The organism is Flavobacterium sp. BFFFF1 (genome assembly GCF_002256285.1).
Taxonomy (GTDB): domain Bacteria; phylum Bacteroidota; class Bacteroidia; order Flavobacteriales; family Flavobacteriaceae; genus Flavobacterium.
The window spans coordinates 1-18,537 of record NZ_NKJE01000026.1; the positions used below are offsets into that span (position 1 = coordinate 1).

The 18,537-nt window shown below is 42.3% G+C and carries 18 protein-coding genes; 9 read left to right on the plus strand and 9 right to left on the minus strand.

Going from position 1 to position 18,537, the window contains the following annotated elements; genetic code table 11:
- The 3 genes from CFE23_RS13595 to CFE23_RS13605 all read left to right on the plus strand — a co-directional run.
- Positions 1-269 (plus strand): T9SS type B sorting domain-containing protein (locus CFE23_RS13595; protein ID WP_291088944.1); only part of this gene is annotated, 269 nt, incomplete at its 5' end.
- A 4-nt stretch (positions 270-273) separates the two neighbouring features.
- The gene (locus CFE23_RS13600; RefSeq protein ID WP_291088947.1) at positions 274-1,263 is read left to right on the plus strand and encodes a type IX secretion system membrane protein PorP/SprF; all 990 of its coding nucleotides are present in this window, start codon (positions 274-276) and stop codon (positions 1,261-1,263) included.
- 59 nt (positions 1,264-1,322) lie between these two features.
- Positions 1,323-1,841 carry a gamma carbonic anhydrase family protein gene (locus CFE23_RS13605; RefSeq protein WP_291088950.1) on the plus strand — a complete coding sequence of 173 codons (519 nt, stop codon included), beginning with the start codon at positions 1,323-1,325 and terminating at the stop codon, positions 1,839-1,841.
- A gap of 5 nt (positions 1,842-1,846) precedes the next feature.
- On the opposite strand, the gene murI is transcribed toward CFE23_RS13605, so the two are convergent.
- From murI to CFE23_RS13645, 8 genes are all read right to left on the minus strand, one after another.
- Positions 1,847-2,623, minus strand: a complete 777-nt coding sequence (murI, locus tag CFE23_RS13610; protein WP_291088953.1) for a glutamate racemase — start codon at positions 2,621-2,623, stop codon at positions 1,847-1,849.
- Positions 2,624-2,688: 65 nt separating this feature from the next.
- On the minus strand, positions 2,689-3,189 hold the full coding sequence (locus CFE23_RS13615) for an OmpH family outer membrane protein (RefSeq protein WP_291089068.1): 501 nt from the start codon (positions 3,187-3,189) through the stop codon (positions 2,689-2,691).
- Between the two features lie 40 nt (positions 3,190-3,229).
- A complete protein-coding gene (locus CFE23_RS13620) occupies positions 3,230-4,261 on the minus strand; it encodes an OmpH family outer membrane protein (RefSeq protein WP_291088956.1) in 1,032 nt (343 codons plus the stop codon).
- Between the two features lie 33 nt (positions 4,262-4,294).
- Positions 4,295-7,063, minus strand: coding sequence for a POTRA domain-containing protein (locus tag CFE23_RS13625; RefSeq protein ID WP_291088959.1), 2,769 nt, complete (start codon positions 7,061-7,063; stop codon positions 4,295-4,297).
- Positions 6,996-7,736 carry an isoprenyl transferase gene (locus CFE23_RS13630; protein ID WP_291088962.1) on the minus strand — a complete coding sequence of 247 codons (741 nt, stop codon included), beginning with the start codon at positions 7,734-7,736 and terminating at the stop codon, positions 6,996-6,998. The genes CFE23_RS13625 and CFE23_RS13630 overlap by 68 nt, the downstream gene beginning before the upstream one ends.
- A gap of 3 nt (positions 7,737-7,739) precedes the next feature.
- Positions 7,740-8,423, minus strand: coding sequence for a DUF6089 family protein (locus CFE23_RS13635; protein ID WP_291088964.1), 684 nt, complete (start codon positions 8,421-8,423; stop codon positions 7,740-7,742).
- Positions 8,424-8,593: 170 nt separating this feature from the next.
- On the minus strand, positions 8,594-9,478 hold the full coding sequence (locus CFE23_RS13640; RefSeq protein WP_291088967.1) for an NAD kinase: 885 nt from the start codon (positions 9,476-9,478) through the stop codon (positions 8,594-8,596).
- A gap of 91 nt (positions 9,479-9,569) precedes the next feature.
- Positions 9,570-10,229, minus strand: a complete 660-nt coding sequence (locus CFE23_RS13645; protein ID WP_291088970.1) for a CBS domain-containing protein — start codon at positions 10,227-10,229, stop codon at positions 9,570-9,572.
- A 106-nt stretch (positions 10,230-10,335) separates the two neighbouring features.
- On the opposite strand from CFE23_RS13645, the gene CFE23_RS13650 reads away from it, so the two are divergent.
- The 6 genes from CFE23_RS13650 (at position 10,336) to clpX (ending at position 15,943) form a co-directional block, all read left to right on the plus strand.
- On the plus strand, positions 10,336-11,049 hold the full coding sequence (locus CFE23_RS13650; protein ID WP_291088973.1) for a pyridoxine 5'-phosphate synthase: 714 nt from the start codon (positions 10,336-10,338) through the stop codon (positions 11,047-11,049).
- A 198-nt stretch (positions 11,050-11,247) separates the two neighbouring features.
- Complete coding sequence (locus CFE23_RS13655; RefSeq protein WP_291088976.1) at positions 11,248-12,012, plus strand: alpha/beta fold hydrolase; 765 nt, start codon at positions 11,248-11,250, stop codon at positions 12,010-12,012.
- Between the two features lie 3 nt (positions 12,013-12,015).
- Entirely contained in the window at positions 12,016-12,381 is a 366-nt protein-coding gene (locus CFE23_RS13660) for a phage holin family protein (protein WP_291088978.1), read from the plus strand.
- 74 nt (positions 12,382-12,455) lie between these two features.
- On the plus strand, positions 12,456-13,781 hold the full coding sequence (gene tig, locus CFE23_RS13665; protein ID WP_291088981.1) for a trigger factor: 1,326 nt from the start codon (positions 12,456-12,458) through the stop codon (positions 13,779-13,781).
- A gap of 142 nt (positions 13,782-13,923) precedes the next feature.
- The gene (clpP, locus tag CFE23_RS13670) at positions 13,924-14,628 is read left to right on the plus strand and encodes an ATP-dependent Clp endopeptidase proteolytic subunit ClpP (RefSeq protein WP_291088984.1); all 705 of its coding nucleotides are present in this window, start codon (positions 13,924-13,926) and stop codon (positions 14,626-14,628) included.
- A gap of 82 nt (positions 14,629-14,710) precedes the next feature.
- Entirely contained in the window at positions 14,711-15,943 is a 1,233-nt protein-coding gene (clpX, locus tag CFE23_RS13675; RefSeq protein WP_291088987.1) for an ATP-dependent Clp protease ATP-binding subunit ClpX, read from the plus strand.
- A gap of 105 nt (positions 15,944-16,048) precedes the next feature.
- On the opposite strand, the gene CFE23_RS13680 is transcribed toward clpX, so the two are convergent.
- Positions 16,049-18,502, minus strand: a complete 2,454-nt coding sequence (locus CFE23_RS13680) for a TonB-dependent receptor (RefSeq protein WP_291089014.1) — start codon at positions 18,500-18,502, stop codon at positions 16,049-16,051.
- Positions 18,503-18,537 lie beyond the last annotated feature (35 nt).

The window sequence follows — 18,537 nt, forward strand, 5'->3', positions numbered from 1 at the left end:
TTGACTATCCTAAGTATTTTACACCAAATGGTGACGGAATCCACGATACTTGGAATATTTCTGTATTAAGTAATCAACCTAACGCAAAAATTTATATATTTGACCGGTTCGGAAAATTGTTGAAGCAGATAAGCACAACAAACCCGGGTGGCTGGGATGGAACTTACAACGGACAACCGATGATAGCAGATGATTATTGGTTTGTGGTAAAGTATCAGGAACAGGGAGTCAATAAAGAATTTAGAGCACATATTACATTAAAACGTTAACCAAATGAATTTTAAAAAGAGATATTTAGTATTAATCTTATTGTTAATATCAAAATTTTCATTTTCACAAGAGGGAATTGCAGTTTACTCGGACTATTTATCAGACAATTATTATTTGATACATCCATCGATGGCCGGTGCTGCAAATTGCGCCAAGATCAGGTTAACAGCACGTCAGCAATGGCTTGGCCAGGAGGATGCGCCCGCATTGCAAACGTTGAGTTTTAATGGTAGACTGGGAGATAAGACTGGTGGGGGTTTGATTGTTTTTAATGACAAAAATGGATATCATTCACAAAAAGGTTTTAAAGCAACATTCGCTTATCATTTGATGTTTTCCAGGAGCGAAGTGGATTTGAACCAGCTTTCATTTGGTATTAGTGCTGGCCTTGTGCAGCAGGAACTTGACGAGACAAAATTCGTGGATTACGACCCGGTTATTGGAGGTGTAATACAGAAAGATTCCTATTTCAATGTAGACATCGGTGCTTCATACAACTACCTTGAGTTTTATGCACATCTTACCGTTAAGAACGCTTTGGCAAGCAAAAGAGATATTTACTCCGATGTTGAATCGGATAACCTAAGGAAGTTGTTGCTAAGTGCAGGTTATGTTTTCGGAGATAGCGAGCGCATTCAATGGGAACCATCATTCCTTTTTCAATTGGTTGACCAAACCAAAGAGAAAACAATCGATTTGAACTTAAAAGCCTATAAAGATTTTAATTTTGGAAAGCTTTGGGGTGGACTTTCATATAGAAGGAGTTTTGATGCCGCGCAATATGAGACGAATGGTGACGTGGCAACACAAAGGCTGCAATACATTACTCCAATCATTGGTCTAAACTATCAAAACTATATGTTCTCCTATACTTACACACATCTCGTAGGTGATGTTAAATTCGATCAGGGTGGTTTTCACCAAATTACTTTGGGAGTTAACCTGTTCTGTACCAGGGAGAAATATGATTGTAATTGTCCCGCTATTAATTAATTTTAGAGTTGATATTAATTCAGTCCCGATTTTATATCGGGACTTCTTTTTTTTAAGATATGCTGATAAAATCTGTAAATGGAAAGACACCTTCATATCCTGATGATTGTTACATCGCGGAGAACGCGACGATCGTTGGGGATGTTACGCTCGGAGATTCTTGTAGTGTTTGGTTTAACGCCGTTGTAAGGGGCGATGTCAATGCCATCATCATTGGCAATAAGGTCAATATACAAGATGGTGCTGTTATTCATTGCACCTATGAGAAGCATGCCACAATTATTGGAGACAATGTGTCCATAGGGCATAATGCCATTGTGCACGGTTGCACCATTCATAACAATGTATTAATTGGAATGGGCGCGATCGTGATGGACGGCTGTGTGGTAGAAAGCAATGCGATCGTTGCCGCTGGGGCTGTGGTGACACAAAATACCAGGATTGAATCGGGCACGATTTATGCCGGGGTTCCAGCAAAGAAAGTCAAAGACATTGATCAGTCGGATTTCGCAGGAGAAATTGCCCGCATTTCTAATAATTATGTGATGTACGCCGGTTGGTTCAAAGACGATGAATAAACTTCTTAAAAGTCCTTAAATAGCACTTCGTAGCTATTGTTCAGAATGTCGTTCAAAACCTTTGGAGCGGCATTGGTGTAGAATACGTTTTTAACCACTTTAGCATTACTGAATCCCACTTTCTCCTGGAGAATATTTCTGGTTTGGCGGGCAACTGCTTCTCCTGAATCAATGATTTTAATGTGGGCGGGAAGTATTTTTTTTATCTGAGGAATCAGATAAGGGTAATGACTGCATCCCAGTACAAGATAATCGATGTTTGCTTCAATCATCGGCGTGAGATAGGTTTGAAGCAGTTCATTCATCTCTGGCGAATCGATGTCGCCGTTCTCTATCAACTGTACCAATCCATGCCCAACCTGTTCAATGATTTTAGTCTGGTGATGTACCGCGACTGCTTTATTAAAAAGGTCGCTGCTTAGCGTGCCCCTCGTGGCCAAAACGCCAATCGTCTGCGTTGTGGAGTTCAATGCGGCCGGCTTAATTGCTGGTTCAATTCCGATGAAGGGTACGTCATATTTTTCGCGCAGTTCCTTTATTGCATTTGTTGTGGCTGTATTGCAGGCTACGACAATAAGCTTTGAATTCATATTGAGGAGATACTCGGTATTTTTTTCGCTTAGCGCAATAATCTCTTCTTTCGATTTCTGGCCATATGGCGCATTTTTACTATCTGCCAGGTAAATCGTACTTTCACCCGGTAGCAGGTGGTGTATCTCCTGCCAAATGGAAGTTCCACCAATGCCTGAATCAAATATGCCGATCGGATTATTATTTTGCATAAACAAATGTAAAAAAAAACTGCTCAGGAAAAATTGAGCAGTTTTGTATAATTCTGTTGGAAATTTTAGAATCCAAGTTCTTTTTTCACATCCGGTGTAATGTCCGGGCCGTCCGCCAAAAGTAGGCCTGCCGCGTTGAATACATATTGAAAGCCTTTTGCTTTTCCTACCTTTTGGATAGCCGCTTTTACTTTTTCTTCAATAGGTTTCATCAGGTCAGCCTCCTTGGTTTGCAGTTCTTTCTGCGCAGTCTGACCGAATTCACCGATTCTTTTCTCCATGTCGGCAACTTCTTTCTGGCGCTCTTCATTCATTTTTTGTGAAACCGAATCTACTTCAGCCGCATATTTTTTTAACTTGGCATTGTATTCGTCCCCCATGGTTTTATAATCAGCCTGGTAGGTCTGGCTTAATTTTTCCAGTTGTTTTTGCGCCTCAAGCATTGCAGGCATTTTCGACATCAATTCACTAACATCCACATGTGCTGATTTTGCCTGTGCAGAAGCGGCTTGCCCAGCGCTTAAAAATAGTACAGCAGCGATTAGTAAAGCTTTCAATTGTTTCATCATTTTAAAATATTAAGTAAGTAATTATTTGTTATTAGTGTTATTGTCCGGGTGCCGATGGCACCGTATCGTTCTTTTTCTTTTTATCTTCTCTTGCTTTTTTTGTGGCTTCGCGGTCAGCGAGTGCTTTTGCTTTTTTGTCGTCCAGCGCTTTTTTCCGATCTTCCAATGTTTTCGCTTTTGCTTCTGCTGCCGCCTGCTTAGCAGCCTCGCGGTCTGCAGCATTGGCATCGTTTGCCGCGTTCTTTTTTGCGGTGTCGGAAGTTACAGCGTCTTTTGTTTCATCCGTTGATGCTGGCTTTTCGGTGGAAGCTGTGGTTTTCTTGCCCGCTTTTGCGTCAAGCATATCCTGCCTTTTTTTTGCAGCTTCAGCTTTTTTCGCATCTGCAGCGGCTTTACGGTCGGCGATTAATTTCTCGCGGGCAATCTTCCGTTCATCAAGTTTTTTTTGCCGATCAGCAAGGGTGGGGTTGTCTTCAAGGCTTTCCTTGTAGTCCTGGATTTCCTCCTCTTTAAGTTCCTTTTTTGTTTTTTTATCGCGGGTCGCAGCCCTTGATAGTTTTCGAATGACCTGGTCGCTGATGTCAAATCTTTTGGCGGAGAAAATCATTGTCATGTCAGAGGATTTATCAAATACAAAATCGTATTTTTTGGCTTCGGCAATATCCTGTACTGCTGTAAAAACCTGATCCTGAATTGGTTTTACTAACACAGCTTTTTGAACCACCAATTCACCTGTTGGGCCAAATTTCTTTTGTTGGTAATCAGACAATTCTGTTTCCAAAAAAGCGATTTCCTCTTCGCGTTCCGCCAGAAGTTCCTTTGTAAGGAGTGCTCGCTCTGTTTTTAAATTCTCTTTTTGCTTATTGATTTCATTTTTTTTGGTCTCCATTTCCTGCTTCCATTTCTGGGCTTTTAGCTCCAGTTGGTTTTTGGCTTCAAGGTAGTCGGGAACATTTTGCAGGATGTATTCCATATCGATATAGCCGATTCGAATGCCTCGTGATCCTTGAGCATTCAAAGTGGTTGAAATCGTAAGAAGTAAAATCAATACTAAAAAATGTCTTTTCATAGTTTTAGTTGTATTAATTAAATGACTGGCAAATTAGAATTGCTGGCCAATGATAAAATGCGTTTCCCATCCATTTTTACCCGTTCCGCCTTCGACAGCATCAAAGCCGTGTCCGAAATCGATTCCAAGCAGTCCAAACGCAGGCATGAAAACCCGAAGTCCAAATCCTGCAGAGCGCTGCAGCACGAAAGGATTGTATCGCTTTCCGGCTTGTTTGTCATATCCTGCACCTGCTTCAAAAAACGTCAGCGCATAAATGGATGCCTGATTTTTCAAAGTTAATGGATATCGTAACTCAAACGAAAATTTATTATAAATTGTTGCACCGTTCTGGTTGCCATCTTTGTCAATCGGTGTAAGAGACTGATTTGGATACCCTCTTAACTGGATGGTTTCCCGTCCGTCTAAGGCAAAATTCGCCAATCCATCACCGCCAATATAGAAGCGCTCAAAAGGAACATTCCCCCTTTCGCTGTTGTAATTTCCTAAGAAACCGAATTCAGCCAATGAACGAAGTACTAATTTACCATAAATTTTGGTATACCAATCTCCCTTCAATTTAATTTTATAGTATTCAAGCCATTTGAATTTCTCCTGATCCACTTTTGACTGGTCAGCACTCGCTTGCGTATAATCATCTACTTTAGTATATACTCCTGAATTTTCAGTTGTTTCACGAATATAATCCCCAGCCTGCACTATACTACCATCAGGTCCTGTCGCCTGATCCAACGTTTGTACGCCCGGAGTATACTTAAGCTTGTTTTCTTTCTTATCGCCAAGGCTGCCATAATCAATACCGTTAATTAACGAATATGGCGGTGTGAACTTTAAGGAAAGGCTGAATTCTGATCCGTAAGTTGGGAAAATTGGATTCACACCTTTATTATTTCTCTTGACTTCGACGGTATAAGCCAGGTTTCTGGAAGAGCCGTTTCCGAACGTAAACAATCCCGTATTGTAGTTGTTAAGGTCGTAATACTGGAAACTTAACGACTGTGAAAAGTAAGACGAATTATCCGGGATAGAAAGCCTTTTTGCCAATCCGACAGATAACGAAATAATATTGAAGCTTCTACTTCTGTCTACAGAATTGGAGGCGTAGTTATTTAAAAATTGCTTACTGTATGATAACGAGGTGTTGAAACGAACAGGTTTTTTTCCGCCAAACCAAGGCTCAGCAAATGACAAACTGTACGTCTGGAAATAACTGCTTCCCTGAAGGCGCAACGATACCTGTTGCCCATCTCCCATTGGAACTGGCCTGTAAGCTTCTTTGTTGAATATGTTTCGCATCGAGAAATTGTTAAACGAAAGTCCCAGTGTTCCGATAAATCCGCCACCGCCATAACCACCCTGAAGCTCAATCTGACTGGATCCTTTTTCGACTACATTGTATTCGATATCCACGGTTCCTGCTGCAGGATCCACGTTTTTAAATTTCGGCTCAATGGCTTCCGGATCAAAAAATCCGAGCTGCCCAATCTCGCGAATGGTCTGTACGAGCGCTTCTTTACTGTATTTCTCGCCGGGATGCGTAAGCAACTCACGGTAGATGACTTTATCATTTGTCTTGTCGTTTCCGACCACGCTGATTTTATTGAAGTATGCCAACGGCCCTTCCATAATCCTGATCTCGAAATCAATGGTGTCATTGTAAGTCCTTGTCTCTACCGCATTAATGGTAGAAAACAAATAACCGTTATTTTGGTAAAGATTGGTGATGTCATCAGCGTCAGGTTTTGTCTTGTCGGCAATCCTTTTTTCAAGAAGTACGCCGTTGTAGGTGTCGCCTTTTTTGATGCCTAACATGCGGTTAAGCCCTTGATCGGTGTAAATCGTATTACCAAGGAATTTGATGTTCCCGAAATAATATTTATTTCCTTCTTCAAGCTTGACGTTGATCGCAATCTTATTCGATTTTTTGTTGTAAGAAACACTGTCTGAGATAATACGCGCATCGCGATAACCTTTCTCTTTGTATTTCGAAATCACGTTATCGAGGTCTTCCTGATATTTGTCACGAATGAACTTTGAAGCTTTGAAAATGCGTATTGGATTCTTGACTTTGGTATTTTTCATCGCTTTGCGAAGCTTGGCGTCTGAAAGTTTACTGTTGCCGGTAAAATTAATATTGCTGATCTTGACTTTGTCGCCTTTGTCAATGTTAATCAACATTTTCACCTCATTTGCAGTGGTGTCCGGAAAGGTTGTCACGGTAACTTTACTGTTGTAAAATCCATCCTTCCGGTATTTGTTCTCGATGTAATTTTTGGTCGTTGTGATCAGGTTCTCGTTCACAATCATTCCTTTTGTAAGCTTGGTGTCTTTAATCAGCGCTTCTTTCTTGGATTTCTTAACGCCATTAATTTTAGATTCGCTTAATTTCGGCAATTCGTTGATGTTGAGTTCCAGATAAATGCTGTCGCCTTCGATTTTATTCACATAAAAATTAATGTCACTGAATAGTCCGAGTTTTCCAAGTTTCTTAATGGCCTTGCTGATTTCTTCACCAGGAACCGTAATCCGTTGTCCTTTTTCGAGTCCTGTAAAAGTGACCACGGTTTGCTGGTTGTAACTGATTTTGCCCGTGACATCAATATTTGCTATATAATAAGGTGTGCCCTGTTCGAATGGAACCCTTTCTTCGTCCTCCTGAGCCAGCATTGGGGTTATGCTTCCAAGAAATAATATGGTGAAAAGTAGTTTTATGCTTTTGTTTAACACTAAAAAATTATTTAATTTGTTCACTTGTTTTTCCAAATCTCCGCTCTCGCTTCTGGTAGCTGATAATAGCTTCATATAAATCTTGTTCTGTAAAGTCAGGCCATAAGATATCCGTAAAATATAATTCTGCGTAAGCAATCTGCCAAAGCAGGAAATTACTGATACGGTGTTCGCCGCTGGTCCTGATTAATAAATCTACATCCGGTAAATTTTGCGTGTAAAGATGCTGATTAATAATTGATTCGTCAATAGCGTCAACTGAAATTATATTATTTTTAACTTTACTGCTGATATCGCGGACGGCTGAAATGATTTCATCCCTTGAACCATAGCTTAATGCAAGGGTTAAGGTCATCCGGGTGTTGGTTTTGGTTTTGTTAATTACTTCTAAAAGTTCACGCTGTGCCGACTTTGGTAGCTTGTCTAAATTCCCGATGGAATTCAATTTGATGTCGTTTTTTTGCAACGTGTCGACTTCATTCTTTAGGGAGTTAATCAGGATCTTCATCAAAGCCTGGACTTCGAGTTTTGGCCGGTTCCAGTTTTCTGTTGAAAAGGCATAAAGAGTAAGATTTTCTATGCCAAGCTTCGCAGCGGTTTCAACCACCACGCGCACTGATTTGGTGCCGCTTTCATGTCCCAGGGCTCGCATAAATCCCTGCTTTTTCGCCCAGCGGCCATTGCCGTCCATGATGATGGCAATATGTTTGGGTAAAAAATCCTTATTTATTGAGTCCTTTAAGTCCATAAATTATTCCTGGCAATAGCACGGGGAGTTCCCGAAAGTATAAGTAAGCGTAAATCCGGTAAAGACATACCAGTCATTGCTGTTGAGATTCCCGAATTTCAGCTGTTGGTATTGCGCGCTTTTAGGATTGCTGCCGTCAATATCATCTGCAAAAGTATACCTTGCGCCAATTTCGAAACCCAAAATCAGATTTGGAGTGATATTGCTTTTTACACCTGCAGTCATCGGGATGGCAAGTGCATTGCTGGCGTCATCAACTTCAGTATTTCCGTTTTGTACATATTGTGAATCGTACCGGAAATAACTCAGTCCACCATATAAATAAGGAGTTACCTGACGCCTCAGGTCATGAAGGTTAAAATCGAAAAAATTAAATTCAAGTCCCAATGATAATTCTTTTATGCTATTGTCGAACGAATATCCGCGGTCATGCCTCCCAGAAGCATTTGAATTGGCATCATCAGCTTTCAATTTGGCATAGGTAAAAGATGCTCTCCAGGAATGCCGGGGGCTGCGGTTCCATTTATATAAGATACCTAATGCAGGTTGGTTTGGATTGATGTAGTTCGTCGGTCCAACATCGCCTATGAAGTTACTGGCACCGGCAAATAAACCAACTTCATGGATTTGTGCCTGCATCAGTGAGAACATAAAAATGCCTATTAACGTCGGAAATAATCTCTTCATTCTTTTCAAAACAGCGTGCAAATATAATAATTATGAGTACTAATCAATGTCTTATGCCGGCAAAAGTGCCCTTTTATTTTTAACATAAAACTTCAGGGCATTGCCGGCAGCAGCAACTTAAACGGAAAGTAAAGAGGGATTCGTATAAACGACGGGGGAAATTAACTTTTTTAGTTTCTTTTGTCTTCGCCCCAAAGTAGTTTATTGCGTAAGGTTTTAAGAAAAGTTTCGCCTGGAATTTCAACCATGTTGATCATAAATGGCGTCTTTTTAATAATCAGAACGGATTCGTTTTTTACCGATGCGATGCGCGAGTCCAAAGAAACCAGGTATTGTTCTTCACGTCCCGATACTTTAAGCTTTATTTCGGTTTCATCAGGGATTACCAAAGGTCTGGCATTCAGGTTATGCGGCGCAATCGGGGTAATTACCAGGCTTTTTACGTGAGGCGTCAGGATGGGTCCGCCACAACTCATCGAATAACCTGTCGACCCTGTCGGTGTAGCGATAATCAAGCCGTCAGCCCAGTACGAATTCAGGAACTCACCGTCGAGGTAAGTCTCAATCGTAATCATCGAAGTGGTGTCTTTACGGCTTACCGAAATTTCGTTCATCGCAAAATTAATACTTGAAATATCACTGTTCACCGGATCAGAGGTCACGCTGAGCAGCGTTCTCGGCGAAATCGTGTATTCCTTTTTGATGACGAAATTCAGGAAAGCCGAAATGTTGTCTTTCTGTACCATCGCCAAAAATCCCAGCCTTCCCGCGTTGATCCCTAAAATTGGAATGCCGGAATCCCGCACCAATGTGGCCGCCCTTAATATCGTACCATCCCCACCAATGCTGATCATCATATCGAAACTGGAGTCCAGTTCAACATGCGAACTAAATGTTTTATATGATTTCTTGATCAGCTGTTTCTCATAAAGGATTTTCAGGAATTCTGCCTCAATCACCATCTCCACGTTGTTTTCATTAAAGAAAACGAAAATGTCACGGATAATGGGTTCCGTGCTGTTTTGATAGTATTGTCCGTAAATGGCGACTTTCATTTAATAAGATATTTCGTTAATCAGACAATTAGAAAATGTATAGGTGTGGGTGAACTCATTGTCTCATTTTCCAATTATGATATTCCCTAATTTATATATTAAGGTATTTATCCAAATAATCCGAACGCTCTTTCAAATTGGCCAGATAATTGTCTTCATTGTGCTCGGACACGATTTCATAATCATATCGCCGGAACGTCTGTATGATTTCGTTGATGCTGCCCATCGCAATTTTTACAGTGATTTGTATCGTGTCATTTGTGGTGCCGGAAACAAATACCCCAAGTACTTTTCCATTATTTCCTTCCACAATCTGTACAACCTGCCCCATCGAATAGTCCAGGATGGCTTTCTCAACAATGATAATACCGCCGGGATCTTTGAGGAATGGCGTGTCATTAAAAAATTTAATGATATCCGAAATCTCGTAGTAGCCCGTGTATTTGTTTTCAGCGTCTAAAACGGGAACGATATCGGTATGGTTTCTCGCAAAAAGTTCCAGGACATCAAACCAATTGGTCGTGACACGCGCAAAAAATACCTCAACGGCATAGCGGTATTGCGCCAGCGTCTTGTCTACGTCAAAAGTCTCGGCATCTTCAGCAGAAACGCTACCGATGTAAACGCCTTCATCCAACACAGGAAAATGCGAGAAATTCACCTCGGCAAAAAAATCCTGTATCTCGGCGATCGTATCCGTACTATCGATCGGCTTAAAATCGCGGTTTATAAAATCTGTAATGTCTGTCATAGCAATATTATTCAGTGCAAATTAATCAAAATTTAGTACAAAACGCCTTGTTTAACTTTGTATTTTTGTATGCCATAACGGCATTTAAAGCGCAAACAGTATCACAATGACAAAATTAAGCGTAAATATCAACAAGATAGCCACCCTTCGCAATGCGCGTGGCGGCAACGTTCCGGACCTGCTCAGGGTGGCAAAAGACATCCAGCAATTCGGCGCACAGGGCATCACCATCCATCCGCGTCCTGACGAGCGCCACATTCGCTACCAGGATGCGCGCGACCTAAAATCTATAGTATATACGGAATATAACGTCGAAGGGAATCCTGAAAAAAGTTTCGTCGATCTCGTGCTTGAAATCAAGCCGGATCAAGTCACTTTGGTCCCCGATGCCGTTGACGCCATTACCTCAAATGCAGGCTGGGATACCATAAAACACAAAAGTTTCCTGATTGAAATGACCCGCGAGTTTCAAAACCACGGCATCCGTGTGTCAATTTTCGTGGATCCCGTGGTGTCCATGGTCGAAGGCGCGAAAGCCATTGGCACGGACCGAATTGAATTGTACACCGAATCCTTTGCGCACCAATACGGATTAGGCAATAAAGAAGCGATACAACCTTATTATGAGGCCGCTTTGGTTGCAAATGAACTTGGCATCGGCATCAACGCAGGACACGATTTAAGCCTGGACAACATCCAGTTCTTTCAGCAGCATATTCCCGGATTACTCGAGGTTTCCATCGGGCACGCACTGATTTCAGAAGCGCTCTATCTCGGACTCGACAACGTCGTCAATATGTATTTACAAAAATTAAAATAATTCGGGCGTGTCCTCGTTGCGGAAATCATGATGTAAATATCACGATAGTTCTGCAACGAGGTCGGGCTGTCCGTTGCAATCTTTTTTGTTTTTTTGTCTCCCCGAGCCAGTCAAGGGGCTTTTCCCAAAACAAAAAAGGATTTCCACTCCCATCCCTCACGCAAACCAATACCCAATGCCTAAAACCCAATACCCAAAATGCTCTACTCCAAAACCGAAGGCTCCGGCAAACCACTTTTAATCCTCCACGGATTTCTCGGCATGTCTGACAACTGGAAAACACTGTCAGGACAATACGCCGCGGAAGGTTTCCAGGTGCACGCATTAGACATGCGCAACCACGGGCGCAGCCTGCATTCCGCTGACTTTACATACAAAGCCATGACCTCGGACATTGTAGAATATGTCCGTTTTAACAACCTGGGAACTGTCGATATTATCGGGCATTCTATGGGAGGTAAAATTGCGATGTTCTTTGCGACGCAAAATCGGGAAAGCACCGGCAAACTGATTGTCGCCGATATTGCGCCACGCTATTATGCGCCCCACCATCAGGATATTATGAAGGCATTAAACTCAGTTGACTTTTCAAAAAAGCCTTCGCGCCAGCAGGTAGAAGCCATACTTTCTGAATACATTCACGACTTCGGTACCAGGCAATTCCTGATGAAAAGCCTGTATTGGGCCACACCCGACCAGCTCGATTTTCGGTTTAATCTGGGCGCTTTTAACCAATCGATTGACAATATTGGAGAAGCGTTGCCCGCAGATGCTGTTTTCGCTAAGCCCACTTTGTTCCTGAAAGGCGAAAAGTCCCACTACATCTGCGAAGACGATTATCCAGCGATAAAGCACCATTTCCCCAATTCGGAAATTGTGACCATAGAAAATGCAGGACATTGGCTCCACGCTGAAAACCCAAAGGATTTTTTCGAAGAAACGCTTACATTTCTAAAATCATAAACCATGAAATACATCCTAAGACTATTACTTACGGCAGTATTGGTGCTGCTGTTGTCAAAACTTCCGGGAATCCATGTGCAGGATTTCAGGACCGCGCTGACCGTCGCTTTGGTGTTGTGGCTGCTCAATTTATTTGTAAAACCCATCCTTGTTTTGTTTACGCTTCCCGTTACACTACTGACTTTAGGTTTGTTCCTGCTTGTAATCAATGCGCTGATGATTATGCTTTGCTCACGTCTCTTCCACGTTTATAACTTAGGCAATTTCCATGTAGATGGTTTTCTGGATGCCTTCATTTTCAGTATACTGTTGTCAATTTGCCAGTCGATCCTGTTTCGCATGACAGAAGAAAAAGACGGCAAACGATAACCGCGCCGGAAAATAAAAACTTGGCAGGCTGACAAAAATGTGCTAATTTTGCGCCCAATTTTATGACTAAAGCGATGAATATTACAAGAAGAAATATCGACGACCTGAATGCTGTCGTCACGGTTGAAGTAAACAAAGAAGATTATGCTCCGAAAGTAGAGGCTGTTCTGAAAAATTATGCCAAAACGGCAACGATTCCAGGCTTCCGTAAAGGCACTGTGCCCATGAGCATGATCAAAAAACAATATGGAAAAGCCATCCTGCTTGAAGAAGTAAACAAAGTGCTTCAGGAAAACCTGAACAAATATTTGCAGCAGGAAAAACTGGATATCCTCGGAAATCCGCTGCCTAAAGTGGACGAGCATTTCAATTGGGAGGCTGAGGATTATAAATTTGATTTTGAACTGGGACTGACACCAACATTCGAGGTAGACCTTTCAAAAGCAAAGAACCTGACACAGTACAAAATTGTCGCTGATGATAAAATGCTGGAAGACCAGGTGATGCGGATCCGCAAACAGTATGGTAAAATGATTTCCAAAGATACCATTGAAGCTGGAGATGATATCGCGGGGACGTTCAACAACGAAGAAAAAGGGATTAATAATCCGGGACAATTTACTTTGGACGTTTTCAACGACAAAAAACAGGCTGATTTGTTTATTGGTAAGAAAGTTGGTGATGTCGTTACTTTAAACACAAAAGGGTTGTTCGCGGACGACCACCAGCTGATGGACTACCTTAAAGTATCACATGACGATGTTCATGGCCTTGACATCAATGTTGATTTTACGATTGAGGAAGTAAACAATGCAGAACCGGCAGAGTTAAACCAGGAGTTGTTTGACAAGCTTTTCGGTGAAGGCAATGTATCATCAGTTGAAGAGATTAAGGAAAAAATCAAACAGGATGCAGAAACGCAATTCGAATCGCAGGCAAATCAGAAATTTCTGAATGACGTGACAGAATACCTTCTGACCGACACCAAGTTCGATCTTCCTGCGACGTTCCTGAAAAAATGGATCCAAACGGTAGGAGAGACGCCGTTAACTCCGGAACAAGCGGAAGAAGAATATGCAAGATCTGAAAAAGGGCTTCGTTACCAGCTGATCGAAGGAAAAGTAATGTCGCAGAACAACCTCCAGATTACTTTTGAGGAATTGAAAGACTACACGGCACAAATGATCCGCAAGCAAATGGCACAATTTGGACAGATGAATCCTACTGATGCAGACGTGGACGGAATCGTAGCGCGCGTGCTTTCAAACCAGGAAGAAGTGAAAAGGCTTTCTGACCAGGTGATGAGCGAAAAGATGCTTAACCTGTACAAAGAAAAGGTAGCCCACGAAGTAAAAGAAGTAAATTACGAGCAGTTTATCGCAGCTTCTTACGGAGAATAATTTTAATAAATTGATTATATTTGAGCGTCAGAATGTCATTCTGGCGCTTTTTATCGTTATTGGGAGCAGTGGAATACAATTTGATAAAGCAACGTCATTCCAACTTTTGGATCCTAAATTTAATCTATAACAAAAAATCAATATGAATTACGGAAAAGACCCAAGAGCTGCGCTCGAACAGGCGAAGCAATTCAAAAAATTCGCCACGAAACACCAAGGCGTGAACGCGATGTATTATGACAAAATTGTCGGGGCGATGACACCCACCAATATGACACCTTATATCATTGAGGAAAGACAATTGAATATTTCACAGCTTGACGTTTTTTCAAGGCTGATGATGGACAGGATAATCTTCCTGGGTACGGGAATCGACGACCAAATCGCTAACATCGTACAGGCGCAGCTGCTGTTTCTGGAAAGTGCTGATGCGTCAAAAGACATTCAGATTTATATCAATTCTCCGGGCGGAAGCGTCTATGCAGGACTCGGAATTTACGATACCATGCAATACATCAAGCCTGATGTAGCGACGATCTGTACCGGTATGGCCGCTTCAATGGGCGCTGTCCTGCTTTGTGCGGGTGCATCGGGAAAACGTTCCGCATTGCCACATTCACGAGTGATGATTCACCAGCCTTCAGGTGGGGCACAGGGTGTGGCGACAGATATGGAGATTAATTTGCGCGAAATGCTGAAATTAAAAGAAGAACTTTACCATATCATCGCCAACCATTCAGGGCAGACTTATGATAAGGTACACCGGGATAGCGAACGCGATTACTGGATGAAAGCGGATGAAGCCAAGGAATATGGCATGATTGATGAAGTGTTGAGGAGAAGTTAATTAGTCAAAAGTCAAAAGTCGAAAGTCGAAAGTTAAGCGCTTTAGACTTTTGGCTTTCAACTTTCGACTTCAAATAAATAAAATGGCAAAAGAGGTATTAGAATGTTCGTTTTGCGGAAGGAAAAAGCCAGAAACAAACTTATTGATTGCGGGAATTAATGCCCATATATGCGATCGCTGTATTGAACAGGCCCACGGTATTGTGCTTGAAGAGCTGAAGTCGTCAGGCGGCGGGAAGCTTATCGGTGACCTGATCCTGAAAAAACCTAAGGAAATCCGCGCGTTTCTGGACCAATATGTAATAGGGCAGGACCAGACCAAGAAAGTAATGGCCGTTGCCGTATACAACCACTACAAAAGGTTGATGCAGCAAAAGCAGGATGACGATGTAGAAATTGAAAAAAGCAACATCATCATGGTGGGTCAAACCGGTACCGGGAAAACCCTGGTGGCAAAAACGATTGCAAAGATGCTGGACGTACCATTGGCGATTGTCGATGCGACAGTTTTGACTGAAGCAGGATATGTCGGTGAGGATGTTGAAAGTATTTTGACGCGTTTGCTCCAGGCCGCTGATTATGACGTCAGCAAAGCGGAACGTGGTATTGTTTTCATTGATGAAATTGACAAGATCGCCCGCAAAAGCGACAATCCTTCAATCACCCGCGATGTTTCCGGTGAGGGCGTACAGCAGGCATTGTTGAAGCTTTTAGAAGGAACCGTGGTAAACGTACCGCCAAAAGGAGGCAGGAAACATCCTGACCAGAAGTTTGTCGAAGTCAATACGCAAAACATCCTGTTTATTGCAGGAGGTGCGTTTGACGGCATCGAGCGTATTATCTCTAAAAGGCTCAACCGCCAGGCAGTGGGTTACAGTACTTCGAAAAATTCAGATAACATCGATAAGGACAATCTCTTGCAGTACATTATCCCGAAAGACATTAAGGACTTTGGATTAATTCCTGAAATCATTGGAAGGCTTCCGGTACTGACGCACATGGATCCGCTGGACCGCGAAACCCTTCGCGCCATCCTGACAGAACCAAAAAATGCGCTGATCAAACAATATAAAAAGTTGTTCCTGATGGATGAAGTGCAATTCGTTATTACAGACGAAGCACTGGACTTTATTGTCGATAAGGCGTTGGAATATAAACTTGGTGCCCGTGGCCTGCGTTCGCTTTGCGAAGCTATCCTGACCGATGCCATGTACGACCTTCCTGGTTCAGACGACAAACACCTGGAAATTGACGTAGACTACGCCAGAGAAACGTTAAACAAGAATTTATTAAAGCGATTGGAAATAGCATCTTAATTGGATGTGCGTAACATAAAACTCCCGTTTGATCTTGTCAAACGGGAGTTTTTTTGTATACCTGGATCAGGTCTTTCAACGTTCCGATTTTTTTGGAGTTCTAACTTACTTCAGCATTCCGCCACCCTGATTTTTCTTATCAACGTTTATATCCGTGTTTTCTTTCTGCAGCTTTTGGTTTCCGAAATTCCAGGTGAGCGACACCCTGAAAGTACGTGAATCCGTTTTCTCATAAAAGCGCGTGTCGATGTTGCGTCCTGTAACAAAGGCATTCACCTCATTTGCATTGAAAACATCAAAACAGTGTAGTCCTAGTTTCAGCTTCTTGTCCATGAAATCCCTATTGAACGAAATGTCAAACTGCTGGATTGGCTTGTCAATACGGTAGATTTCATAAATCCCTTTAGGAAGGATAAAGTAATTCATATTATTCGTAATGCCCCATGGCAGTAGGATCTGGGACTGCGCGCCATACGTCATCAAACCACGATTGCGGAATCCGTTGCTATAACCTTCTGTAATGGTTTTGCCATAGTTGATGTTTACAAAAATATAGTTCATCTTATCAATTGTATTCATGCGTTTCATAAACTCGGCACTGCCTTTGAAAATGTAATCCAGCGGAATAGGAAAATTGATATACGCGTTAAACACATCTGTTTTGTCTATTGAAATGAATGCCCGATTGCTTACCAGTTCTCCTGGTTCAGCTTCAAAAATAAACTGTGTATTGTCTTTAATCACACTATAATTGGCGCCCAATTGTACATAATCAAAGGCAGAAAATTTGAGTTCATAATTGTCAAAGAAAATTGGACTCAAGGTAAGGTTTCCTTCAGAGGTATTGTATTTGTTGAAAATGTTGCTGCTGTTAGGGTCCAGCATAAAGTATCCCGGCTGCGAAATCCTGCGGCTGTATGATGAAGTGATATTCATGTATTTATTGACCTCATACATCACATTCAGGCTGGGAAAAAAATTGGTGTTGTTAAAAGTAATTTTGTCCGCAACGGTGCTGGCAGCCCTTTCCACCCGATAATCCTCAAACCGCAGCCCTGCTGTGAAGTTAAACCGCTTGATTTTCTTGCGTACCTCCCCGTAGAATGCAAGATTCTTCTCGCTGTAATCAAAATCAATCAGCGTTGCAAAATTCCCGCTCTCAAAAATATCGTCCGTGGGGCTGTCAAAGTTGTAACGCCCAAGATCGCGTACTTTTGTCGTATTGTACTTTCCGCCGGTGGTGATCGAAAAGTCGTTTTTTAACGGCAGATTAAAGTCATATTTGAGGTAGTAATTGTCGAGGTCAAGGTTTGCGGTGTTGTTATTGTAGCTGCGTACGTCGTTTTCGAGTACGGTGAACTGCCGGTCGCGGGATTGGCGCAATAAATTCCCATAAGCAGTCACATCCAGGCTGCTCCCGATGGTGTCGAGTTTCAGTTTGTATTGCAGGCTCAGCTCATTATTTGTGTTGCGGTTCGGGGAATATCCCCTGCTTGTGAAATTGATGTCGGTAGCCTTCGTAGACTGGTATTCATCAAAACGATCATTGCTTAGGTTCAGGTTGTAGTTCACCAGCAGATTCGATTTCTCGTTGATTCTGTAGTTTGTTCCGGTCCTCCAGTAGAAATTGCGGAATGTCATGACCACTTTATTATCATTGTCCAGTATTTTCGCAGGATTGAATGACGTGAATTCGGTGATCGTCCGGTTTCGTGTTTCGGTCTCAATATAATTGTACCCTACCATGGTCTGCCAGCTGACATTGCCCTGTTTCCCATTTAGTAAGATCTGTGGGCTCGGTTTTTGGTATTTGTTGAAGTTGTAATTGATGTTAAAACTCGCATTGATACCTTTCATCTTTTTTGAAGAAGTAATGATGTTGATGATGGATCCACTTGAGTTGGCATCATACGCCGCGCCGGGGTTATAGATTAACTCGACTTTCTCAATGGCATTCGCGGGGAGCGTGGCAAGGTAGTTTTCAAGGTCGGTGCCTGTCAGGGAGCTGGGCGCGCCGTCAATATATATTTTGACGCCTTTTCCATTTAATGCCAAATTCCCTCCCGGGCCTTTCACGACACCAGGCAGTCTTTTGACCGCATCCAGGCTGCTGCCGCTGTTGAGCATTCCGTTTTCACGCACGCGTACGGTTGTCTTGTCGGATTCTACTTTAATGTATTGTTTGCGTGCACCAAAAATGGTTACCTCGCCCAAAGCGGTAGATTTTTGTTTTAACAAAAAGCTTACGGTAATATCCCTTGTCTGCGCATTTACTTCGAACACCTGCGTTGCCGTTTCAAAGTTCACTCCGGAAACCGTTACCAGGTACATGCCCGCCTGCAGCGCCTTGGTGGACGTAAAAGTACAGCCGGTGGTTTCGTAGGTTCCAATCTGTGTGGATTTACCACCGTCGGTTTTTTCCAGAAGTATGTTCCTTGGATCCTTGTCCGATTCACAATTTGTAAAATCGGAAGGGCATTTTACTTCGAGGTTAATGGAATTCTGGGCAGAGACAAAAATGCCCGTGAGCATGATGAGTGCTGTAATGATTGATTTCATTCGTTAAAGGTTTTATTCCATGGCACACAGGAACG